The following is a 25,338-nucleotide window of genomic DNA, read 5'->3' on the forward strand; positions in this document are numbered from 1 at the left end:
CCATAAGGAATGGCTATCCATACATTATCCTAACCAGAGAAGATGGAATTGTTTTTAAAATTGTTGAAAATAAAATTAAAGCTGACAAAAAACTTATGCTCCATTCTTTAAACTCACTTTACGACCCATATGATCTTGATATTATAGAAGTGAAAGAAGTATGGAAATTTGTTCATTATATTAGCTCTGAAATGCCACAACCAAATCAAGAAAAACAAGACTTTGTCGCTACAGTTAAGCAACTAAGAAAAGAGGTTCATGCTATTCAAACTCAATTAAATATATAATTACACCTATTTTTTCTGATGCTGTACGCTGTTATTGATGTAGAGACAACGGGTTTAAGCCCTAGGACAGAAAAGATTACTGAAATCGCAATTTATACCCACAACGGAGAAAGGATTATTGAAGAGTTTTCTACACTAATAAACCCCGAAATAAAAATTCCATTTCAAATTACGCGGCTGACTGGTATCAATAATCAAATGGTAAAAGATGCCCCTAAGTTTTATGAAATTGCGAAAAAAATAATTGAAATCACAGAAGGAAAGATCCTTGTTGGGCATAATGTTTCTTTTGATTATAATTTTATTAAAAGTGAATTTAAAAGTCTCGGCTATGACTTTAATAGCAAAACATTGTGTACAGTCAAACTTGCGCGTAAACTCATACCCGGGAAAAAATCATATGGATTAGGAAATTTATGCAAAGAACTTAACATTCAAATACTGGATAGGCATCGAGCCTCAGGAGATGCATTGGCTGCAACAAAAGTGTTAGAATTATTATTATCTATTGATCAAGCAGCTGCTGATAAATCATTAAAAGGCTTCAACTCAAATCTAAGCAAATCTATAGTTCAGCAACTTCCAGAAAAGGCCGGAGTATATTATTTCTACAACACTAAACAGGCATTAATTTACGTTGGCAAAAGCAAGAATATTCAGTCAAGGGTATTATCTCATTTAAGCAATAATCTTACCCGAAAAGCTGTTGAAATGAAAGATGCAATTGCTGATGTTGATTATAAAATCACAGGAAGTGAATTGGTAGCCTTGCTGCTGGAATCACACGAAATAAAAGCTCATAAACCTTTATTTAACAGCGCTCAAAGAAGAACCTTATATAATTATGGTCTGTATAAATTCAAAGATGATATTGGTTATATACAATTAAATATCCTCAAATTAATTGATGGTACTGTTCCTATTACGTCTTACACTACCATGAATGAAGCAAAACAACATCTGTACGATTTGGTTGAAGAATATCAATTATGCCAAAAGCTTTGTGGCCTTTATGAATCAGATAGAGCATGCTTTCATTACCAGATTCATCAATGCAAGGGTGCGTGTGTTCAAGAAGAAACACCTATTGATTATAACCTACGTGTGAACAACGCAATCAAGAATTATCAATTCAAAAATGATAGTATATTAATAATTGATAGAGGACGAAATGATGAAGAGAAATCTGTTATAAAAATTGAGAAAGGAAAATATCTGGGTTTTGGGTTTTTCCCAGTGAATGGAGACAAAATAACAGCTGAAGAACTAAATAATTACATTAAAAAATACAATGACAATAAAGATGTTCAACAGATTATCAAAAGCTATTTAAGGAGAAATAATGTTGAAGCTATTATAAATCTAGATACCTAATCTTTTGCATTCTAGGTATTTTTCTGTTTATTATTAGCATTCATGAGTTTAAAAAAGTTATCTCCACTTAATTTTGTAATAGTAATTTTATGGCTTTATATTAAAACAAATATTATTTATATCTTCACAAATAACAGTAATCAAAATATTATAGAATTACCTCCCAATGAGTAATCCAAAACTTTAAATTATAGTTTTAAATTCTCTGCACTTGATTTAGCCATAAAATCTACCATTTAGTATAACATTTTTCACTGATTGACTTTTTTATTAAATCGTCTACTTGTTTTGAAGTTATAATTCAATAACTTGCATTGTATAATTGTTTAAATTAATAAACCAAACAACTTTAAATATTATGAATGCACCAAAATTCTTAATTAAAATTTATCTGAAAGCGATTGTGACATGCATTGTAATTACAGCTAATGTGCAAGTCTACTCTCAAAAGATAATCGAACAAACTTCGGCCGAACTAAGGCTAAAATGGTATGATCAAAATGAAGAATTAAAAGAAAACTCATTATTTAAAAACCTGCCATGGCAATTTATTGGACCGACCAATGTAAGTGGAAGAATGACAGATGTGGCTGTTGTTTCACCAAAAGGAAAAAACTACACCATATATATAGCCGGGGCATCTGGAGGTATCTGGAAAACAGATAATGAAGGAACAACCTGGGTTCCTGTTTTCGAAAATGCCATGTCGACGTCTATTGGAGATCTGGCCATCGATCCGCAAAACCCAAACACCATTTGGGCCGGGACAGGAGAAGCAAATATTTTTAGAAGTTCTCAGGCCGGAGCCGGTATTTACCGCTCAAAAGATGCTGGAAAAACATGGGAACATTTAGGCTTAATAAACACCAATACAATTTCCAGAATAATTGTTCATCCTACTAATTCAGATATAGTTTATGTCGCCGCTGGCGGACATGAATGGACAAATAATAAGGATCGCGGATTATATAAAACCATTGATGGTGGAAAATCTTGGAAGAAGATCCTTTACATCGATGATAAAACAGCTGCCAATGATTTAATAATGGATCCGAATAACCCGGAAATTCTTTATGCCTCAACATGGCAAAGAATCAGAAAACATTGGAATGACCCACGTAGCGAAAAAGATTATAAAGGAAGTGCGATATACAAGAGCACTGATGGCGGAAATAGCTGGGATGCAATTAATTCAGGACTTCCTGATGCTGCTGATAGAGGCAGAATAGGAATTGATTTATGCAAAGCACACCCCAACGTACTATACGCATTTGTAGATAATTATGAAAAATTACAGGCAAATGAAGAATTTAATGATCAAACGGATGCTTATGGACGGCCAAGTAGTGGTAGAATAAAAGGTGCAACTGTTTATCGCTCGGACAATTCAGGTGGGTCGTGGAAGCAGGTTAGTGAAGAATCAACTTACATGGAAAATATATCAGGAACCTATGGATGGGTGTTTGGGCAAGTACGTGTTGATCCAATTAATCCTGATAAAGTTTATGTTATGGGATTAGCATTAAATGTTTCGACCGATGGTGGAAAATCATTTAAACCGCTTAGAGGAATGCACAGTGATCATCATGGTCTTTGGATTGATCCTGAGAATACAGACTATTTAGTAAATGTAAATGATGGAGGGATTGCCATTTCTTATGATGGTGGTAAAAATTTCAGAACCTTTTACAATAATTTACCACTCGTTCAATTTTTCAATGTTAATTATGACATGGATGAGCCATTTCATGTTTATGGATCAATTCAGGATCATGGCAGCAGAAAAGGAGTTGTTAACTTAAGCCAAGGACGTTCAAAAATCCCGAGTGTTGCATTTTCAAATGCTCCAGGAGGTGAAGGTAGTAACCATTTTATTGACCCGACTAATCCTGACATTGTTTATTCTGCTGGTTTTTATGGCACTATTACACGTTCAAACGTAAAAACAGGAGTTAACAAAAATATCATGCCGCCAGTCCCTGAAGGGATTGACAAACTACGCGGACAATGGCTCGCTCCCTTTATTATTTCGCCCCATAATTCTCAAATTTTATATCATGGAACTCAGGTAATTCACCGATCATTTAACATGGGTGAAAACTGGGAGCAAATTAGTCCTGATTTAACCTATAACCTAGAGGAGAAGAAGGGAGACATTCCATATCAAACAATTTTTAGCATCTCGGAATCAGCACTCAAGTTTGGATTAATATATGCCGGAACAGATGATGGAAGGATTTGGGTAACAAAAAATAGTGGGACAAACTGGAAAGAAATAAATAAAGGACTTCCTTATAGAAAATGGATATCTCAAGTAGAAGCATCAAAGTTCGAGCTTGGCACAGTCTATCTAACACAAAATGGTAAACGCGAGGACGATTTCACTGCTTACCTATGGAAATCAACTGAATTTGGAGAGACATGGAAGGATATTTCCACAAATATTCCTTGCGGACCTGTTAATGTAATTAGAGAAGATCCACAGAATAAAAATATATTATATGTTGGAACGGATTTCGGAGCATATGTTTCAATAAATGGAGGTCAAGATTGGAATACCTTATCTGGCAATTTCCCAACCACTTATGTTCATGATTTGGTTGTGCATCCTAGAGATAATATTTTGGTAGCAGCTACTCATGGCAGAGGAATTTGGGTAATGGATGTATCCTATATTCAAAACTTAAATGATTCGATCCTTAATCTGGATTGTGAAATCATCAATATCAGTGAAGGACAATTACCTTATAGCCCTGAACGTTGGTATGCAAATACAGCCAAGTTTCCTCAAATTGGGTTTTATCTTAAACAAGCCCAATCCCTTACAATTTCAATTAAAAACATTGAGGATAAAATTGTGTTTGAATCAACTAATCAAAAAGATAAAGGATTAAACTTTCTTGAATGGAATTTACAGGATTCTGAAACTAAAAAACTTGTCAATGAAGGTAAATATATCTTGATCATTAAAGGTGAAACATTTGAGTTAAAAAAAGAGTTCAATGTACTAATTTTCAAAGATTAAGGACATCATATCTATAATATACACTCAAAGTTTGTAATTATATTTATTATAAGGACTCACAATTACGGTCATTGTGAGTCCTTTTTTATTAACCTGTTACAATAGCCTTATCAGTAGCTATCGATTTAGATCAATAAAATTATTCCTCTAAATAACATTTAACCATCAACTCTTTATTTCTAATTAAATATTATATTTGCTCCATATTTCGGGGTGTAGCGCAGCCCGGTTAGCGCGCGTCGTTCGGGACGACGAGGCCGGAGGTTCGAATCCTCTCACCCCGACTAATTTCTTGATTATAAACATTCTCTTTCTTACCTTCCATAATCTGATCAATCCCAAACTCTGATTTATTAACAAGACATTGTCTATATCTATTTATTTATAAAAATAATTATGGCAAAAAAAACATAACTTTGATTGTATACCTATGAATTGAGCTTATCTCTATGAAGAATTTTTTTCTTTCGTTTATTTTTCTACTTATTTTTAATCAAAGTGCAGCCCAAAAACCATTTACCAAAGAAATTGGCATTTATACTGATAACGACTCATACATCAGCCTATTTAATGATGGATATTACACCAATGGTGTTACACTTTTTTACAAATTCATCCCAAAATCTCAAAATACAACTTTTCCGAAAAAAATAATCGAATATAATTTAGGGATTAAAATGTACACTCCAAGAAAAGGAACTGCTCCATTAATTACAGATCAAGACAGACCTTTCGCCGGATATCTATTTGGTAAAGCCTTTGTAAATTATTTTTATAAAAACGAATCTTTTTTAAAAGCTGGCATAAGCTTGGGTATTATTGGACCCTCTTCTGGTGGCGGAAAGATTCAGAACTCTGTCCATAAATTATTAGGAATGTATGAAATTAAAGGATGGGAATATCAAATTCAAGACTTGTTGGCACTAAATGCTCATTTTCTGTTTTCAAAAAAAATATTTCGTATTTGTAGTGAGAGGATTGATCTGCAAGCGCTTACTGAAGTCAATTTAGGCACAGTTGAAACCAATGGCAGTATTGGGTTTATAAATAGATTGAGTATATTCCCAGTAAATAAAATCTACAATTCCGGACTTTTTGGAAGTCTTATTGATTCGAGAGCATTGAAAAAGAGTCAACGAATCTCCGAATTTTTTCTTTTTGTCAAGCCCATGATACATTATAGAATTTATGATGCCACCATCCAAGGGAGCATTTTTAATGATAAAAGTCCCGTTACATTTGGGATAGAGCCAATATTGTACTCTTTGGAAACCGGTGTGATTTTTCAGTTATATCGGGTAAATTTAAAATACTCGGTTACTTTTAATGGAATTGAGGTTTTAAATGATAAGGTAAAGCGTCAGACTTATGGAAGTATTGATATTTCATATATTTTTTAAACTGTAATGATATTTTAATTAAAATATAATCCTTATCACAAATGAAAACTAAATTCTTACTTATAATACTGTTTTTTACTATAATCGCTCAGAATCTGTATTCTCAGAAACTATTCACACGAGAAATTGGAATTCAGAGCGATAATGATACTTATGTTTCCTTATCAGAAGACAAATATTATACTAACGGTTTAATGTTTTTTTATCGATTTATTCCTAAAAAAGTGAATCCTGAAATCACTAAACAGGTGATTGAATTCCGAATTGGGAACAAAATGTACACTCCGTCATCGGCCAACAAACCGAATCCTGAAGACCACGATCGCCCATTTGCCGGTTATACATTTGCACAAGCGCAGATAAGCAAATTTTACAAGAACGAATCTATGTTTAGATACGGTGCACAAATTGGAATAATGGGGCCGGCAAGCGGTGTTGGAGCATTTCAAGAACTCATGCATAATTTTATTGGCTGGTACAGTGTTAAAGGATGGGAACATCAAATTACCAATACCATTGGCTTAAACGTTAATGTAATGTATTCAATGAAATTAACTAATTACCTGAGCAAGCAAGCCGATATCAATCTTTACTCTCTTGCAAATATTGGAACAATTCAAACGAATATTGCTTTCGGATTCTGGAACAGAATTAGTATTCTTCAATTAAATAAAACATTCGAATCAAACATTTTTGGTGCCTCAATTGTTCAAGACAGAAAAATCAAATCAGAAAGAAAATCTGATTTCTTTTTCTTCTTTAAACCACAGGTAGAATATCACCTTTATGACGCTAGTATTCAAGGTAGCATGTTTAACGATAAAAGTCCTGTTACTTACGGCATTGAGCCTCTTCAAATGACACTTGAATTTGGTCTAATGTTTCAATTTGAAAGAGCAAATATATGGTATTCTGTTACCTTACAAAGTAAGGATGTAAAAAATGATCTTGTTGAGCGATATGCATGGGGTAGCTTAAAATTATCATGGATGATATAGAATTGAAAGCATAAACGTTCACTTAATTTATTAAACAATTCCCTCATTAGCCTAAATTAATTTCAGTTAAATGCCTATGAAAAAGATTTTAATAGTTGATGATAACCCTAGAGACTTAATTTCTTATACAGCCATTCTAAGTAATTGCAACGAAGAATATAAGGTTTTGACCACTGAAAATGGAAATAAAGGTATAGAAATAGCGACAGAAGAAAATCCAGATATCATCATTATTGATGTTAAATTACCTGATGTTGATGGCTTTAGAGTTTGTGGGATACTAAAAAATGATGCTTCTACAAGTCATATTCCGATTATAATGATATCCGCATATGGAACTAACACCAACAATAGACTTAATTCACTAAATGCCGGAGCTGAAAGTTTTTTGTCAAAACCTATTGATGCTGAGGAACTCCTGGGTCAATTAAAAGTTTTATTCCGTCTAAAGGAGATTGAGGATAATCTTAAAAAAGAAAGGAATAAATTTGAAAGGATAGCCCTATCAAAAACAAATAAATTAAAAGAAGTAAACAACTATTTAAACCTTCAAATACGAAGAATGCCAATTGGTTTGATTAGCTGGGACACAAATTTTAAAATTAAATCATGGAATCCGGCAGCCACGCAAATTTTCGGATATTCATCGAAAGAATCAATCGGAAAATCACCTTTAAACCTCATCCTACCTCCTGAATTTAAAAAACCGGTTAAGGCCATTTGGAAACGTCTAATGAGTGGTGACAAATCGGCCAATAGTATAAATAAAAATCTAACTAAAAGTGGTAAAACAATTATCTGCGAATGGACAAATACTCCTTTAACCAATGATATTGGAGAAGTAATAGGAGTTCTATCTATGGTAAAAGATATTACAGCCCAACACTTTCAAAACAAACTTGAAAATGCCATTACATCGCTAAATAAGAGTTTATTGTCCGCCCTTGGAAAAGATTTTTTAACACAATTCGTTCTACAATTAGCAAGTATTCTTGAGGCAGAGTTAACATTTATTGGCATATTAAACAAAGATCAAAAAGGAATTACAACGATTTCTGTAAGTAAAAATGGCTCAATCTCAAACAATTTCACCTATTTATTGAAAAACTCCCCTTGTGAAAAGGTTATAAATAACAAAATTTGTTCTTATGCTTCAAATGTAACTGTATTATTTCCATATGACGAAAGACTCAAGAATTTTAATATTCAAGGTTATGTGGGAGTACCCTTATGTGATAACCATGGAAATGTTGTAGGAATCGTAGTTGCATTGTTTCAAAATATCATTTCCGAAGTTGGGTTTTGTGAATCCATCATACAAATATTTGCACCAAGGGCAGCTGCAGAATTAGAGCGGATAAAGTTTGAAAAGGCCATTCATGATAGTGAGAAACAATTCAGGCGAACTGTTGAAGAATTCCCTTATCCATTAGCACTCACAAAAGGCAACAAATATGTATATCTAAACAGAAAATTTAGTTCTGTATTTGGTTATACTCTGAACGATATTCCTACTACAAATGATTGGTTTAAAATGGCTTATCCGAATAATGAATATAGAGAGCTCGTGAGAACATCCTGGAATCAAGCTGCTGAAGTCGCTATTGAGAATGGCACAGAAATTAAAACACAGGAATGGAAACTCTTTACAAAGGAAGGGATTGAAAAAACTTGCGAACATAATATGGTCCCATTAGGTGAAGAATCTCTCATAGTTCTGAACGATATTACTAAACGCAAAAGAGCAGAATTAATTCAGGTTATTTTATATCAAATTTCAAATGCTGCCAATACCTCGAATGATTTGACCGAATTTCTGGGTTTAATCAGACATCATCTTTCGAATGTATTAGATACCACTAATTTTTATGTGGCCTTTATTGACGAAGAAAAGAACCTTTTATATACCCCATTTGAGGTTGATGAAAAAGATAATATTAACACCTGGTCTGCTGAAAAATCTTTAACAGGTTACGTAATAAAAAACATCATTCCACTATTCATAACAAAGGAAGAAATACTTCAGATGCATCGGTCAGGTGAAATTGATATGATTGGAACAATCCCGGAAGTTTGGGTTGGGGTTCCTCTTATTCTTGACGATAAAGTTTTGGGGGCTTTTGTGGTTCAAAGTTATACTGACCCAAACGCTTACGACAGAAAAGATGTAAATTTACTTCAATTTATCTCTCACCAAATAAGCATTTCTATTCAAAGAATTAGACATGGTGAGGCACTTGAAAATGCCTTGGAAAAAGCAATAGAATCAGATCGCTTAAAATCGGTGTTTTTATCAACTATGTCGCATGAGTTGAGAACTCCATTAAATGCAATAATTGGATTTTCAGAACTAATTGACTCAACAACAGATACTCAGGATTTACTGAGATTTGCAAAAACCATCTTCAATAGTGGAACCCTCCTATTAGAACTTGTTGAAGGATTGTTCGATATTACGCTAATTGAAGCAGGTGAAATAAAGATTGATAAAAAAATTCATAATTTAAAATCTATCATTGATGATGTTGTCGAATTAATTAAGGCTGAACAGGTAAAAACTGATAAAAAAATGCTCTCTTTCGAGATAGGGGATTATCCATTTCATCGAGAAATGGCAATCTTTACTGACAATCAGAAACTCAAACAAATTCTGCTCAATTTATTAAAGAACGCATTAAAATTTACACATTTTGGCTCAATCAGACTTGATGTATCAATAGAAATAATTGAACAAAATACATTTATTAAATTCAAGGTAAGTGATACTGGTATTGGGATACCAAAAGACAAATTCAAACTCATATTTGATATTTTTAGACAAGCGGATGATACCCACACAAGAAAATATGGTGGAGCCGGAATAGGATTATCAGTAACCCAAAAGCTTACGTTGTTATTAGGCGGTAAAATTGATGTAGAGTCCGAGGTTGGTAAAGGAACTACCTTCACTGTATTAATTCCCACGATAACCATTAATACGAAACAAGAATCAATTGGTTTAGATAAAGATAATCTGGAGATGGTTTTTCCACAAAAATCAATTCTGATAGTAGAAGATGATCCTTCCAGCATGAATTTATTAAAAGTGCATCTAAGGAAATTAGATGTAAAAATATTGCATGCCAAGAATGGTAAGGAAGCTATTGACTTATTCTCCAAAAACAAACATCATATTGATCTGGTACTGATGGATATAAATATGCCGGTTATGAATGGGTTTGATGCTACACTTGTAATTAAAAAGAATTATCCGTTTGTTCCAATAATCGCTCAAACAGCTTATGCTATTGCCGGTGATCGTGAAAGAGCAATCGCATCAGGATGTGACGACTATATATCAAAACCAATAAACGGCACCAAGTTGGTTGAACTGATAAAAAAATACCTCTAACTTAATTCAGCGTAATTCAATCAAAATGGGCATTACTATTCACTATTCTATTTTGAAATGTTTCAATGTATGAGAGAAAAATAATTATTTTACCTTTGATGTCTAAATTAGTTGGAAATGCATGAATTATCAATTGCCATCAATATTATTGAAATTGTGAATGAAGAAGCGGCGAAAGCAAAAGCAAAGCGGGTTACGGATATTGAACTTGAAGTAGGCAGTTTATCAGGAATTGAGATTGAGGCACTTGAACTTGCCTTGGAAGTTTCGGTTAAAGAGACTATCATGCAACATGCAATACTAAAAATTGTTCGAAAACAAGCCATGGCTCATTGTAATAGTTGTAAATCCGACTTTAGTTGTGAATCATTATTCGACCCATGCCCTACTTGTAATGGATTTGATTATAAGGTTTTTCAAGGTCAGGAAATGATTGTAAAATCCCTTGCAATCGAGTAACTTAACTTTTGATTTAGGTACAACAATTTAAAATATTTCTTTTGCTATAGCTTTTATATTATCAGAAATACCGATGGTAAAATAATGAATTGCAGGTACTCCAAACTTTCTCAATTCTTTTGATTGTTCTATGCCCCATTCGATTCCAACCTGAAAAGCCTCTTTGTCGGTTTTGCATTTACCAAGCTCTTTTACAAGTTCATCTGGAATATCAATACTGAACACTTTTGGAAGCAATGCAATATCTTTAAGTGTTGAAATTGGCTTAAGACCGGGAATAATTGGCACATTAATCCCAATATCACGGCATCCTTTAACAAAATCAAAATACTTTTGATTATCATAAAACATTTGAGTGACAATATAATCTGCACCGGCATCTACTTTTTTCTTTAAATAAGCTAAATCATAATCTATATTTGGTGCTTCTATATGCTTTTCAGGATACCCGGCTACGCCAATAGAAAAATCAGTTGTTGTTTTATTCTCTAAGTGTTCATCCAGATATTTGCCCTGATTCATATTGATTATTTGTTCAACCAATTCTGAAGCATTTGCATGCCCGTCCTCTTCAGCCTGAAAATACTTTTGTCCTTTTAACGGATCGCCCCTTAAAACCAATAAATCTTTTACCCCCAAAAAATGCAGATCTATCAAAGCATATTCTGTAGCGTCTTTTGTAAACCCACCACAAATGATATGCGGTACTACATGAACTGATGGATATTTATACTTTATTGCTGCTGAAATTGCAACTGTTCCGGGACGTTTGCGTACCGTCTTTCTTTCCAAGAGCCCCCCGGGATGTTTTTTGTAAATGGTTTCCTCTTGATGATAGGTAATATTAATATTTAATGGGTTAAACTCCATTAAATTATCAATGGTATTATAAATTGAATCAATATTATGACCCTTTAAAGGAGGAAGTAATTCAAATGAAAAATAAGGACTTTCAGCCTTAATAAAATGCTCAATAACTTTCATATATTTATTTGTAATTTAAATTCGAATTTAATAATCGTTCAGTTTCTTCAATACTAAAATCTTTTCTTCTGGCATAATCAATAACCTGATCTTTTCCGATCCTACCTACATTAAAATACTGGGATTCAGGATGTGAAAAATAATACCCACTAACTGACGCAGCCGGATACATGGAAAAATTTTCAGTAAGTGTAATTGGAATATGCTTTTCTACCTCAAGTAAATTGAAAAGTGTTTTCTTTTCAGAGTGCTCCGGACAAGCAGGATAACCAGGAGCCGGCCGAATACCTTGGTACGTTTCTTTCAATAATTCCTTTATGTTTAGAGATTCGTCGGGAACATATGCCCACTCATTTTTCCTGACCTGCTCATGCATGAGTTCTGCGAACGCTTCAGCAAGTCGATCTGCTAAAATCTTCAACATAATTGCACTGTAATCATCCATATCTTCTTCGTACTGCTTAACCCATTTTTCAATTCCGATACCGCAAGTAACTGCAAATCCTCCAATATGATCAACGATATCATTTTCTTTTGGTCGAATAAAATCAGCCAAAGATAAATTTGAATATTCCTCCGCCTTTAACTGCTGATTTCTTAAAAATCTAAGATGATTAATAATTTCGGATCGTTTCCCATCAGAATAAATTTCAACATCCTCTCCAATTGAGTTACATGGATAAAACCCAATAACTCCTTCTGCCACCAACATCTCATTTTCTATTATCTTATCCAAAAACAATTGAGCTTCATCAAATATCTTCTTTGCTTCACTTCCCTTGATGGGATCCTCAAATATCTGAGGGTATTTTCCATTAATTTTCCAGGCATGGAAAAAGAAGGTCCAATCAATATACTTTCTGATTTCCCTTAAATCGAAGTTTTTAAAGACTTTAACCCCAAGCATTTTGGGTGTTAAAACGGAATATTGATCCCAGTTCAAGCGCAGTTTGTTTTTCTTTGCTGATTCAAAATCAATGGTTTCCTCTTCCTTTTTATTATTATGTTTTTTTACAAGTTCGAAATACTCATCCTTTATTTCCTTATGAAATGCTTCATGATGTTCAACCGACAACAAACTGGATGCAACGGTCACAGCTTTTGATGCATCCCTCACATGAATGACAGGGAATGAATACTTAGGTGCAATTTTTACTGCTGTGTGGATTTTTGAAGTAGTCGCACCGCCAATCAATAAAGGAATTTTCAAACCTTGTCGTTCCATTTCTGTAGCTACATCCACCATTTCCTCAAGAGAAGGCGTAATTAATCCACTTAGCCCAATGATATCAACCTTTTCATCGATGGCCGTTTGCAATATTTTTGAAGCAGGAACCATCACCCCCAAATCAATGACCTCATAATTGTTACATGCAAGTACCACTCCAACAATGTTTTTCCCAATATCGTGCACATCACCCTTAACAGTGGCCATTAAAATTTTTGCCTGAGCTATACTTTCGGTATTCGCTTCTTTCTCTTGTTCAATATATGGAAGAAGTTTAGCAACACCCTTTTTCATTACACGGGCACTTTTTACAACCTGTGGAAGAAACATTTTACCGGAACCAAATAAATCGCCTACCACGTTCATTCCATCCATTAATGGTCCTTCAATGACTTCCAAAGCCCTGGGATACAAAAGCCTGGCTTCCTCAACATCCGCTTCGATAAAATCAACAATTCCTTTCACAAGAGCATGTTTTAATCGCTCCTGAACACTTTGGTTCCGCCATGCATCCTTTTTTACGGCAATATTTTCCTTTTCTCCAACTTGATCCGCATAAGCAACCAAACGTTCAGTGGCATCCTTTCTGCGGTTAAGAATCACGTCTTCAATAAGTTTTAACAGCTCAGCAGGGATATCGTCATAAATCTGCAACATGCCTGGATTTACGATCCCCATATCCAATCCTGCTTTGATAGCATGATATAAAAAAGCGGAATTCATTGCCTCACGAATTACATTGTTCCCTCTGAATGAGAAAGATAGATTGCTAACTCCACCGCTTACTTTTGCATAAGGAAGATTTTCCTTTATCCATTGAGTTGCCTTGATGAAATCAACTGCATAATTATTGTGTTCGTCAATACCAGTTCCAATGGTTAATATATTGGGATCGAAGATGATATCTTCTGGTGGGAAATGAATCTGTTGTGTAAGAATATTGTATGCCCATTGGCAAATAGCTATTTTTTGTTCATAATTAGCAGCTTGACCTTGCTCATCAAAAGCCATCACAACCACGGCAGCACCATACATTCTGATGGTAGTTGCATGATCGATGAAGGCTTGTTCACCTTCTTTTAAGCTTATTGAATTAACAATGGCTTTGCCTTGTACACATTTTAAACCTGCTTCAATTACTGACCATTTCGAGGAATCAATCATGACCGGCAATCTGGCAATGTCCGGCTCTGATGCTAATAAATGTAAGAATTTGGTCATTTCAGTTTCCGCATCCAGCATGGCATCATCCATACTTACATCTAAAACCTGCGCACCTCCTTCAACCATATCACGCGCAACAGAAAGTGCTTCCTCGTATTTTTTTTCTCTGATGAGTCTGGCAAACTTTATTGAACCACTTACGTTCGTTCGCTCTCCAATATTTATAAAATTACTCTCCTTATAAATCTTTAATGGCTCTAACCCACTTAGATGAAGCTGCGGAAGTTTTACAACCGGACGGTGAACTGAAGCCTTTTCTGCAACTGCAACAATGGCTTTAATATGCTCAGGAGTAGTACCACAGCAACCTCCAATAATATTTACAAATTGGTTATCCAGAAAATCCTTAATTTGAACAGCCATCATTTCTGGCGTTTCATCGTACTCACCAAACTGGTTTGGCAAACCGGCATTTGGATGGGCACTAATGAAAGCTGGTGATTTTGCAGCCAATTCAGCCAGATAAGAACGAAGCTCCTTTGCCCCCAATGCACAATTTAATCCAATACTAAGCAAATCAATGTGAGAAACAGAATGCATAAATGCTTCAACTGTTTGGCCCGACAGTGTGCGTCCACTTGCATCAGTAATTGTTCCAGAAATCATGACAGGAATTCTTATATTCTTCTCCTTCAACAACTTCTCAATCGCATAAATTGCAGCCTTGGCATTTAAAGTATCAAAAATGGTTTCTACCAAAAATATATCTACTCCACCTTCCAACAGTCCGCTTGCTTGCTCATAATAAACCGATACCAAATCATCAAAACTGACCGCACGATAACCAGGGTCCTCAACCTTTGGAGACATTGATGCGGTTTTATTGGTTGGACCAATAGCTCCTGCAACAAATCGTGGTTTTTTAGGATTTAATAGAGTAAACTCATTGGCTGCCTCATAAGCAATTTTTGCAGCTGCAATATTTATTTCCTTGGCTAATCCTTCCATCTGATAATCAGCCATAGAAATGGCATTGGCATTAAAAGTATTGGTTTCAATAATATCAGCACCTGCTTCAAGATATTGCCGATGGATTTCTTTGATTATTTGAGGTTGAGTCAAATTAAGTAAATCATTATTCCCTTTTAAATCGGTGGGATAATTTTTAAATCGACTTCCTCGAAAATCAGTTTCATTTAATTTAAATCCTTGAATCATGGTTCCCATTGCACCATCAAGTACAAGAATTCTTTCCTTAATTTCTTTATATATATTTTTCTGCTCTCTCATTATAAGTTATTAAGTATTTGATAAATACACATAGCCACCATTGCATAAAGCAATGGAATTCAGAAATATCACAAAAGGTGATTAAAAAATAATGTGTATTCGTTTGTTCATAATTATTGTGTTTACTTATCATTATCCACCTTCGGCGGATTAGGTTGTAGCACCTTTTTCTTAGTAAGAATGGTTGCTAGAGGTTCGCAGAGCCTAATCTCTCCCCTCTTCTCTATAAATCAAACACCTTTATTGAAAGGATGATTTGAATATGAAGCAAATGTATATTACTTGGGAATAAAATACAAATTTATTTGAAACAATTTTAAATAACAGAGGTCACGTACACAAGCAAATGGTCTGCTATTTTTCTATATTTCAGGGTGTAAGCTTGCGAAACAGTTTTGGTCGAGAGCACACTTTGAATTACACCATCTGCCTGAATACTAAATGGTTTTACATGTATATTTTTCCGAAAATCTATATTCCCTTTACCATACATTTTAAAAATGGCCTCTTTAGCCGACCAGATTAAGAATAAACTTTCCAATAAATTTCCATCATCTTCTATAAAATCATTTTCACTTGGCGAAACGAATTTATGTCTTATTTTCAAAATTCTGGGATGAATCCCTTCAATATCAATCCCAACTTTCAGAAAACGGCTTAAAATTACGGCCACGAACTTTGAGGTATGAGAAATAGAAATTTGATGAATCCCATCACTAATGAATGGTTGTCCGTTATTTTCGTAAACAATTAAATGCTTGCTATTTTCTGATAATTTATCCAAAATAATTCTACTTGCCAACCATTGCTTTTTACGATTTTCGTTTCGCATGGTATTAAAAACGATTTTTTCATTTTCAGTCAGATTAGTACAATCTAGTAAGAAATCAACTGATTCTTGGATTTCCCAAATCCCCAGTTTAGCTTTATGATTTTCTATTTCATTATTAAAAACAAGAGGCATATTTCAGAATATAATTAACGTATTGAAATAAGAGGACAATCTCCTTTTGATCTTCCAAAGATATTGATTAATTTTGCTGGCGCAAATTGAAGAACTAAATTAATGATTAATAAAATGATAGAAACTAAAACAGATTATAAAGTAGCAAATATAAAATTGGCTGAATTTGGAAGAAAAGAAATTGAAATAGCTGAAAAAGAAATGCCAGGTTTGATGTCGATCAGAAGAAAATATTCGGCTGAAAAACCACTCAAAGATGTACGAATTACTGGATCATTGCACATGACCATTCAAACTGCCGTACTTATTGAAACACTTGTTGAATTAGGAGCAAATGTAAGATGGGCTAGTTGTAATATCTTCTCAACTCAAGATCACGCCGCTGCAGCAATTGCAGCTTCAGGTGTTCCGGTTTTTGCATGGAAGGGCGAGACCTTGACCGAATACTGGTGGTGTACCAATCAGGCCGTTACTTTCCCCGATGGAAAAGGACCTCAATTGATCGTTGATGATGGAGGAGATGCAACCCTACTATTACATAAAGGAGTTGCTATCGAAAAAAATCCTGAATTGCTTAAAAAGGTTCCTGAAAATAACGAAGAGGCTGTAATCTATAAATTACTGCAGGATACTTATCTTGAAGATCAAAGCAAATGGACAAAAATAACCGCTGATTGGAAAGGCGTTTCGGAAGAAACAACTACCGGTGTCCATCGCTTATATCAAATGATGGAAGCGGGAGAATTGATGGTGCCAGCTATAAATGTAAACGATTCTGTGACTAAATCGAAATTCGACAATTTATATGGTTGCCGTGAATCATTGGCCGATGGGATAAAAAGAGCAACTGACGTAATGATTGCCGGCAAAGTTGTTGTTGTTTTGGGTTATGGTGATGTTGGAAAAGGTTGTGCTCATTCGATGAGATCATACGGTGCCAGAGTTATTATTACTGAAATTGACCCAATCTGTGCCTTACAAGCTGCAATGGAAGGATTTCAGGTAACAACTATTGATAAAGCTTTACCCGAAGGAAATATTTTTGTTACAACAACAGGCAATAAAGATGTAATAACCTTCGATCATATGCAAAAAATGAATGATCAGGCTATTGTTTGCAATATCGGTCATTTTGACAATGAAATTCAGGTTTCAAAACTTGATTCTGCGAAAAATGTTGCTAAAATCAATATCAAACCTCAGGTTGATAAATACACTTTCGAAAATGGAAATTGTATTTATATGCTAGCAGAAGGACGTTTGGTCAACTTGGGTTGTGCAACCGGGCATCCTTCATTTGTGATGAGTAACTCATTTAGCAACCAAACACTCGCACAAATTGAATTATGGAAAAACAATTATCCAGTTGGGGTTTATCGACTACCTAAAGAACTAGATGAAGAAGTTGCGAGATTGCACCTCGAGCAAATTGGTGTTAAATTGACTAAATTAACTCCAGAGCAAGCAGCATATTTAGGAGTTCCAATTAATGGTCCTTACAAAGCTGATCATTATAGATATTAGAATACGAATAATTATAAAAAGGCGATTGTTTTAATCGCCTTTTTTTATCTTATTTAATATTTAAAAGTTGGACACATATAAACGACCACCCTCAAGATGAGCACGATACTGTTTTAAAGGCAAAGTGGCAGGTCCTTCATATGGTGAACCATCCAATAATATAAATTTAGAACCACTACAATGATCAACCGCTATTACTCCTGATTCATCAACCTTCACCCTACAATTAAAATCATTTGGAAAATTAACCGGCGAGGTTCTTTCATATGCTTTGTAATCTCCAAATCCGGCATTAAAAAGGATTATTCCGCGATACCCACCAGAAACATAAGTCCAGTTTCCGGGTATGTTTAAATTATTATAATTAATATCAGTAGGATTTATAGAAAAGTTAACTAAAACGTATGGAATGAGTTTATCAACCGGATTTTCCTTACCACATCCAGTGTTAAATGCGAGGAAAAAGATGGTTAAGAAAAATAAAACATAAATTCGTATGCTGCCAATTTTCATGTGAGAATGTAAAGTGTTAAAACGTGGATATAAAATTATTATTTTGTTTACAATTTTCGGCTAATATTATTGTTTATACCTTTATCCTTCTAAAAAATTAAAACTATGCAGATAAACATGAGTAAGAAACTACTTTTTATCTCTATTTTTTCCTTTACAATATTGTCATTTCAATCATGTAGTTTAGTAAAACCAAGCCAGGTTAAACAAGCCGAAAAAGCTGAAAAGGCGAAGCTCAAAGAATCGGAAGAAGCCTATCAATTATTGCAAAAAGAACATATGGAAAGGCAATCGGCATATACAAAAGCACAAATGGAAAATACTAAAAAACGATCTGAATATTATAACAGATCTAAAAAAAGACTAAGCTTTTGGCAACAAATTTTCAGAAAGAGAAATAAACGCTAGTATTTCAATAAACCCATTAATCTGAAATTAATTCAATAGCATTGATCGTTTAAAAGTCCATTTCATCGATGCCCTTTCCCGCCTTTTTCTTTGCATTAAATTTATCACAATCAAACTCCACATTCATTCCGTGAATTGGTTTTTCAAAGTCATTTTTTGTATATCCTAGTGTTGGATCATTATAAACTTTATTCATATACAATGCCCAGATTGGTAAGGCCATATTTGCTCCTTGTCCTAATGTTAAAGTGCGAAAATGTGCGGATCGATCTTCACAACCGGTCCAAATACCTGTTGTAAGCTGAGGGACAATGCCCATAAACCAACCATCTGATTGATTGTTGGTTGTTCCGGTTTTCCCGGCAATTGTATTTTGAAAGCCATATTTCCATCTAAGTCGGGTTCCTGTACCAGACTCAACAACACCTTTCAATAACTCCAACATTAAATATGCGGTTTCCTCACTCATTGCTTCTTCTCTTTTCGGGACAAAATCGGCAATCACATTTCCATTCTTATCCTCAATTTTAGTCACAAAAATGGGCTCAACATAAACACCTTTACTTGCGAAAGTATTCACAGCGCCAACCATTTCTGAAAGCTTTAAATCGGCACTACCAAGAGCGATAGAATAAACTTCTGGGATATAACTTTTAACCCCCATTTTTCTGGCAATTTTAATCACCGCTTGTGGTGAGTACCTATTAATTAAATGTCCGGAGATCCAGTTATTTGAATTTGCAAGGGCATATTTAAGTGTAATTTCCTGGCCTTTAAATTCAGGAGTATCATTTTTTGGTTCCCAGGTCTTACCATTAGGTAATGGAATTATTGGTTGGATATTAGGGATCTTACTACAAGGAAAAAGTTCTCCTTCCTGCATCGCCAAGGTATAAAGAAAAGGCTTAAAAGTAGATCCTACTTGTCGCTTACCCATAGTTACATGGTCATATTGAAACGAATTATAATCAATCCCCCCAACATAGGCTTTAACTTGCCCAGTTTCAGGCTCAATAGACATTAAACCAGAATGAAGAAAATATTTATAGTATCTTAATGAATCCATTGGAGTCATGACAGTATCAATCATTCCATTCCATGAGAATACTTCCATAGGAACAGGTGTATTAAATACTATTTTTATCGAATCCATAGGCATTCCACTATTTCGTAATAATCTATATCTCTCCGACCGCCTCATTGTTAAATCCATTACATTTTCAACTTCTTCATTAATTGCAGCACCTTCAAATACAAAGGGGGCATTTGGATAACCTTGCCAATGCTTATAAAATTCGGGCTGAAGATCCAATGATAAATGTTCCTTAACGGCTTCTTCTGCATATTGTTGCATTCTTGAATCAATGGTGGTATAAATTTTTAATCCATCTGTATATAAGTTATAGGGTTCGCCATCCGGTTTGTAATGGTTTAAACACCATTCTTTCATTTCTCCTCTAAGATATTCACGGAAGTATTGTGCAAGACCCTGTGTGTGATCCTGTACATCGAAATTTGACATGTTTATCGGTATTATTGATACAGAATCAAATACTTGTTGAGTTATGTATCCGTACTTTTTCATTTGATAAAGTACAATATTTCGTTTTTCGAATGCCCTTTCAGGGTTCCGAACCGGGCTATAAAAGGTAGGTGCATTTACAACTCCAACCATTAATGCAGCTTCTTCTAATTTTAAAGAATCTGGAGTTGTATTAAAGAAAGTTTTGGATGCAGCCTTAATTCCAAATGATTGACTACCGTATGGAACTGTATTTAAATACATGGCAATAATTTCCTGCTTGGTATAATTCCTTTCAAGTTTAGCTGCTGTAACCCACTCTTTTAACTTTGCAATTGATAAAGTTATTATAGAAGGATTACCTTTTCGCGGGAACAGGTTCTTAGCCAATTGTTGGGTGATTGTACTTCCACCTCCTTTACCTGAATTACCAGTGAATACACCATAAGCAACTCTGAATAATGCCTTCAGGTCTATTCCTGAATGCTTGGCAAAACGAATATCTTCGGCTGCGATCAAGGCACTTACTAAATATGGAGACAAATCCCGATAATCAACATTCGATCGGTTTTCAACATAATAATTTCCTAATATTTTACCATCAGAAGAAATTACTTCCGTAGCCAAGCTGCTTTGAGGGTTTTCCAATTCTTCGAAACTTGGCATTGGGCCAAACCATTCATTTGAAATCCCAATAAACATGAGTACCGCTATGAACAATAATGCTGAATATATAATCCAGAATTTCAATATGTAATTAAGAGATTTTGTCTTGTTACTTGCTTTTTGTTTCATTTACCAATAAATATAAGTCTAATAATTTGCAGACGATTTATCTATAATTATTCCAATGTCGGACAGGCCTTGAAGTTCATCTTCTCTCATTGCCTGAATAAAATCAATTTTATAAAGACCTGCATTCTGAAATTGCAAATACCGTCGGATAAGGATTTTGTTTTCTTTAATATTGCCATAGCCGTTTCCATACCATTTTCCTCTAAGATTAGCCAACATACATTCTATTGTATCTCGACTGACATTGCCATTTGGAAATTCAGTATTAACAAAAAAATAAATATTTCGATAAGCATACTCTTCTGAATGCCGGATATTAAGATAAAAATCGTACAAGGCAAGAGTATCAATTATTTCAAAACTAAAGTCGATGGGCTTATCCTTATCCCAACCACCAATAATAGCTTTATTCTCACTAATAACCAGATCAGCATCACATGAGTTCATTAAGACCAGTCCTGTTACAAGCAATAAAGAAATGTAAATTAGTTTTAGATTCATCGACTTTTAGTATTCTTTAAAATGATTTTTTCCTGCTTTTATTGTTTGGCTTTCTTTTTTTATCAAACCTATTTAAATCATCTAGTTCCATGATATCGCCAAAATCATTTTTCTCTTCAATAAATTCAGCAAAATCTTCCAAGTTTTGTGGCTTTTTATTCTTTTCATTCAAACTAATAATATGCTTTACCTTATCTAATGATAATGCAATAAAATTATTTGGATTGCTAACATAAGCATACCAAAGTTGTTTGTTAAAAACGTCGGATTTTTGATGAATTGCATCTCCTTTTAATGTTTTCAGGACCAAATCCTGATCGGGAAATTCTTTTAAAGCTTCGACATAGGTGTCGTATTCATAATTCAAACAACACTTTAACTTTGAGCATTGCCCGGCTAATTTTTGAGGATTTAGTGATAACTGTTGTGCTTTGGCGGCTATTGTAGTCACCGATTTAAAACTTGACATCCAGGTTGCACAACAAAGCTCTCTTCCACATGATCCAATTCCACCCAAACGAGCAGCTTCTTGTCGAACACCAATTTGCTTCATCTCAATTCTGATCTTAAAAGCTTCTGCCAACTTTTTAATTAATTCCCTAAAATCTACCCGTTCTTCTGCTGTGTAATAAAAGATTGCCTTGGTATTATCTCCCTGGTATTCTACATCATTAACTTTCATTTCAAGCTTTAGGTCACCAGCAATTTGACGACTCTTAATAATCGTTTTAGGCTCTTTTTCAACAGCTTGTACCCATTTATCAATATCATATGCCCGGGCATGTCGATAAAGTTTTTTGATTTCTGTAGAATTAGCATCGATTTTTTTGCGTTTCATCTGCAACCTTGCAGTTTCTCCAACCAATGAAACAATCCCGATATCATGGCCGGGTGAAGATTCAACCGCAACAATGTCTCCCACCTTTATATCCAACCCGTCTGTAATCCGAAAAAACTCTTTCCTGCTGTTTTTAAACCTTACTTCTACACAATTAAAAACTGGTACAGATGATGGTAGCGTAACGTCTTTCATCCAATCAAATTCGTCAAGCTTACAACATCTATGTTTAAAAACATGGTTAATTTCATCGTTGGCATCCGGCTTGCAACCGCATCCCCGACTCAAAAACTGGTGTTCTTCATTTTTTATATTTAAAATATCATCAATCATTGATTCAAATTATTTTGCGAATTTACAAAAAAATGGCGATCTCATTCAGGCTTAATCTTTAGTAGTTTTGTGGCTTTCAACGAAATATCCATTAATAATATTGTAGGATTTGCATTTCGCTCTATTGCATAATGACCCTCGTTAAATTCTTTCGTAAATTCATTTATATTAGCAACATTGATAAATGGAGCGAATCCACTTGTCAACCAGCTTAATTCTTCCTTATCTAACTTGACTAATTCATTTTGGTCAAAGTTTACCAAAATACAACTTCTTGCAATTTGCAATGCATAAAGAAAGAAGCTTTTTTGACGTTCTCTGCCCAGTTTTCCAAACTCATTAACAAAAGATGTTAGCTTTACAAGATCGCCGGCATAGCAATACCTCATCCATTCTTTAAACTTCAGGAAATTTATTTTTTCGATTTCGGTTGACTGAAGATAAAATAAGGCATTTTTATAATTCCCTTCCGACAAATCCACTACTCTTTGTATCTCATCCGGTTCATGTTCATTTTCAGCCATTAATGCCTTTAATAAATCAACATCCTTTATTTTAGGAATTTTAACCATTTGGGTTCGCGAAAGAATCGTGCTGATAATTTGATCCTGATTTTCCGAAATTAAAATGAAAAGGGTTTTTTCCGGTGGTTCTTCCAGTATTTTTAAAATCTTTGGGGCTGCTGCATGAAATAATTTCTCGGCCATCCAAATAATCATTACTTTGTATTCCGCTTCGTACGATTTGTAACCCAGTGTTTTAATGATAGAATTGCAATCTTCGGCGTTAATGATTCCCTGTTTGTTCTCGATCCCAATTCTTTCAAGCCATTCGTTCAAACTGATATAGTAATTGTTTTCGATAAGAATAGATCGCCATGACTCGATAAAATCGGCACTCCTTGGTTTTTTAACTTCCTTGGTTGCAGCAATCGGGTAAATGAAATGCAAATCAGGATGAATCAGCTTTTCGTATTTTATACAAGAAGGACAAATTCCACATGAATCTGTTTCAGTGCGATTCTTGCAGTTAATATACTGCGCATAAGCGATGGCAAGCGCTAATTTACCGGAGCCGTTTGCTCCAATAAATAATTGGGCATGGCTCACCCTGTTTTCTTTAACAGTTTGAATCAGGCGTTCTTTGACTTGCTGCTGGCCTATGATCTCTTTAAAAAGCATGAATTAAAATTAATTGTCGAGCGGTTCAAAGATAGCCAAAATATTGCTTTTTTATCTACTCGATTGGCATAATAGTAACAACTATATTTCCGATCTTTCAATCCAATTCTTAAGATAAATTTTAAACATTTTCTAAATTATAGGGTTACCTTTTTCACAATATCAGAATTATATAATATCAAATGCCTAAATAGCATTTATTTCACTTACTCCCCAACTTTTTTTAGTGGTTATAATCAATTCAACAATATTGAATTGGTTTTTTATTAATTACTACAAGAAAGGAGGGATAACATGTAGTAAGTCATACAAAATCTTAAAATGTTTTAAGATTATCTTGAATAAAAAAAGAGGTAAATCTTGATCAATCTCCCCAATTTGAATCGATTTAAATAACTTTAAACTTTGAAAAATGAAAAAAATAAATTTATATTGCATCATTCTATTGCTTTTTGGTTTGACTGTTTCTTGTAATAAAGTGCAGGAAGAGGCAGGGGTTGAGATGATTCAAGAAGGTAATAATGTTGGACTTAGAATAAAGGAAATCTTACCATTGCCTATAAATCTTGCCGATCATACCGCACAAGTTACTAGTAATATCAACTACAAAAATTTAAATCCTAATATTAGCCAAAGTTTCATCATTAGCCATGAGGATTGCTCACTTAGAACAATATGTACTCCGCTGAACCAAAAATTGAAATCATCAACTGAAATATACCACGTTTATTTTGAACGGGATGATTTAGTTTCTAAATTTGATTTGCTAATAACAGTAGAAAATATAAATAAATCTGCTAAAACGTTTACATATCTTACTAGAGAAGGAGAACTAATTGCTAAGTTTAATGTTGGGATTGATAATGGGCTCATTAGTAATGTTCATGTAAATAATTTGAAAAGCTGGGGTGAACGATTTGAAAATTGTGTTAATTGGACACTTGAAAATATGAGAGGCATGGACAAACTGGTATGTATGATGGCGAGTTTAGCATGTGCAACTACAGTTGCATCAATGTGTGCTATTGCTGCTTCAGAAGAAATGTTTGAAACTACGGATGAACCATAAATCTCTAAAGATAAAATTAATGACTTATGAAAACAAAACGAATAATCATTGAATGGATTATTGCATCTGTAATACTTTTTTTAGTATTAC

At 34.2% G+C, this 25,338-nt stretch carries 18 protein-coding genes, 1 tRNA gene and 1 riboswitch; of the genes, 11 read left to right on the top strand and 8 right to left on the bottom strand.

Annotated features, from left to right (window positions below; all coding sequences use genetic code 11):
* The 8 genes from KKG99_06605 to hypA all read left to right on the top strand — a co-directional run.
* The coding region (locus KKG99_06605; protein ID MBU1012656.1) for a DNA-binding protein at nucleotides 1–287 on the top strand (287 nt) is incomplete at its 5' end.
* Between the two features lie 21 nt (nucleotides 288–308).
* A complete protein-coding gene (locus KKG99_06610) occupies nucleotides 309–1,661 on the top strand; it encodes a GIY-YIG nuclease family protein (GenBank protein MBU1012657.1) in 1,353 nt (450 codons plus the stop codon).
* A 358-nt stretch (nucleotides 1,662–2,019) separates the two neighbouring features.
* Nucleotides 2,020–4,686 (top strand): hypothetical protein, encoded by a 2,667-nt coding sequence (locus KKG99_06615; protein MBU1012658.1) that lies wholly within the window; start codon nucleotides 2,020–2,022, stop codon nucleotides 4,684–4,686.
* A 209-nt stretch (nucleotides 4,687–4,895) separates the two neighbouring features.
* Nucleotides 4,896–4,970: transfer RNA gene (locus tag KKG99_06620), tRNA-Pro, on the top strand.
* A 165-nt stretch (nucleotides 4,971–5,135) separates the two neighbouring features.
* On the top strand, nucleotides 5,136–6,086 hold the full coding sequence (locus KKG99_06625; GenBank protein ID MBU1012659.1) for a lipid A deacylase LpxR family protein: 951 nt from the start codon (nucleotides 5,136–5,138) through the stop codon (nucleotides 6,084–6,086).
* Nucleotides 6,087–6,127: 41 nt separating this feature from the next.
* Nucleotides 6,128–7,084, top strand: coding sequence for a lipid A deacylase LpxR family protein (locus KKG99_06630; GenBank protein MBU1012660.1), 957 nt, complete (start codon nucleotides 6,128–6,130; stop codon nucleotides 7,082–7,084).
* A gap of 76 nt (nucleotides 7,085–7,160) precedes the next feature.
* Nucleotides 7,161–10,475, top strand: coding sequence for a response regulator (locus KKG99_06635; GenBank protein MBU1012661.1), 3,315 nt, complete (start codon nucleotides 7,161–7,163; stop codon nucleotides 10,473–10,475).
* A gap of 117 nt (nucleotides 10,476–10,592) precedes the next feature.
* Nucleotides 10,593–10,934: a hydrogenase maturation nickel metallochaperone HypA gene (hypA, locus tag KKG99_06640; GenBank protein ID MBU1012662.1), complete on the top strand. Its 342-nt coding sequence runs from the start codon at nucleotides 10,593–10,595 to the stop codon at nucleotides 10,932–10,934.
* Nucleotides 10,935–10,961: 27 nt separating this feature from the next.
* Here the strand turns inward: hypA and KKG99_06645 are convergent, their stop codons facing one another.
* The 3 genes from KKG99_06645 to KKG99_06655 all read right to left on the bottom strand — a co-directional run bounded on the left by KKG99_06645 (nucleotide 10,962) and on the right by KKG99_06655 (nucleotide 16,564).
* Nucleotides 10,962–11,918, bottom strand: coding sequence for a methylenetetrahydrofolate reductase (locus tag KKG99_06645; GenBank protein MBU1012663.1), 957 nt, complete (start codon nucleotides 11,916–11,918; stop codon nucleotides 10,962–10,964).
* A 4-nt stretch (nucleotides 11,919–11,922) separates the two neighbouring features.
* A complete protein-coding gene (gene metH, locus KKG99_06650) occupies nucleotides 11,923–15,600 on the bottom strand; it encodes a methionine synthase (protein MBU1012664.1) in 3,678 nt (1,225 codons plus the stop codon).
* Nucleotides 15,601–15,723: 123 nt separating this feature from the next.
* Nucleotides 15,724–15,832, bottom strand: a riboswitch (SAM riboswitch).
* Between the two features lie 84 nt (nucleotides 15,833–15,916).
* Nucleotides 15,917–16,564, bottom strand: coding sequence for a 4'-phosphopantetheinyl transferase superfamily protein (locus KKG99_06655; protein MBU1012665.1), 648 nt, complete (start codon nucleotides 16,562–16,564; stop codon nucleotides 15,917–15,919).
* 114 nt (nucleotides 16,565–16,678) lie between these two features.
* Between KKG99_06655 and ahcY the strand changes: the two genes are divergently transcribed.
* Nucleotides 16,679–18,088: an adenosylhomocysteinase gene (gene ahcY, locus KKG99_06660; GenBank protein MBU1012666.1), complete on the top strand. Its 1,410-nt coding sequence runs from the start codon at nucleotides 16,679–16,681 to the stop codon at nucleotides 18,086–18,088.
* 60 nt (nucleotides 18,089–18,148) lie between these two features.
* On the opposite strand, the gene KKG99_06665 is transcribed toward ahcY, so the two are convergent.
* Entirely contained in the window at nucleotides 18,149–18,601 is a 453-nt protein-coding gene (locus tag KKG99_06665; protein ID MBU1012667.1) for a hypothetical protein, read from the bottom strand.
* Between the two features lie 117 nt (nucleotides 18,602–18,718).
* Here KKG99_06665 and KKG99_06670 point away from each other — a divergent pair, with 117 nt between their 5' ends.
* Nucleotides 18,719–19,009 carry a hypothetical protein gene (locus tag KKG99_06670; GenBank protein MBU1012668.1) on the top strand — a complete coding sequence of 97 codons (291 nt, stop codon included), beginning with the start codon at nucleotides 18,719–18,721 and terminating at the stop codon, nucleotides 19,007–19,009.
* 49 nt (nucleotides 19,010–19,058) lie between these two features.
* Here KKG99_06670 and KKG99_06675 read toward each other — a convergent pair whose 3' ends face one another.
* From KKG99_06675 to KKG99_06690, 4 genes are read right to left on the bottom strand one after another with little or no spacing between them, the layout of a single operon-like run.
* Entirely contained in the window at nucleotides 19,059–21,326 is a 2,268-nt protein-coding gene (locus KKG99_06675) for a transglycosylase domain-containing protein (GenBank protein ID MBU1012669.1), read from the bottom strand.
* An 18-nt stretch (nucleotides 21,327–21,344) separates the two neighbouring features.
* Entirely contained in the window at nucleotides 21,345–21,827 is a 483-nt protein-coding gene (locus KKG99_06680) for a gliding motility lipoprotein GldH (protein ID MBU1012670.1), read from the bottom strand.
* Between the two features lie 16 nt (nucleotides 21,828–21,843).
* Nucleotides 21,844–22,998, bottom strand: coding sequence for a hypothetical protein (locus tag KKG99_06685; protein ID MBU1012671.1), 1,155 nt, complete (start codon nucleotides 22,996–22,998; stop codon nucleotides 21,844–21,846).
* Nucleotides 22,999–23,039: 41 nt separating this feature from the next.
* Nucleotides 23,040–24,179 carry a DNA polymerase III subunit delta gene (locus tag KKG99_06690; protein MBU1012672.1) on the bottom strand — a complete coding sequence of 380 codons (1,140 nt, stop codon included), beginning with the start codon at nucleotides 24,177–24,179 and terminating at the stop codon, nucleotides 23,040–23,042.
* Nucleotides 24,180–24,591: 412 nt separating this feature from the next.
* Here KKG99_06690 and KKG99_06695 point away from each other — a divergent pair, with 412 nt between their 5' ends.
* Nucleotides 24,592–25,248 carry a hypothetical protein gene (locus tag KKG99_06695; GenBank protein ID MBU1012673.1) on the top strand — a complete coding sequence of 219 codons (657 nt, stop codon included), beginning with the start codon at nucleotides 24,592–24,594 and terminating at the stop codon, nucleotides 25,246–25,248.
* The last annotated feature ends 90 nt before the right edge of the window (nucleotides 25,249–25,338 follow it).

The sequence above is a fragment of the Bacteroidota bacterium genome (genome assembly GCA_018816945.1).
In the GTDB taxonomy this organism is placed as follows: domain Bacteria; phylum Bacteroidota; class Bacteroidia; order Bacteroidales.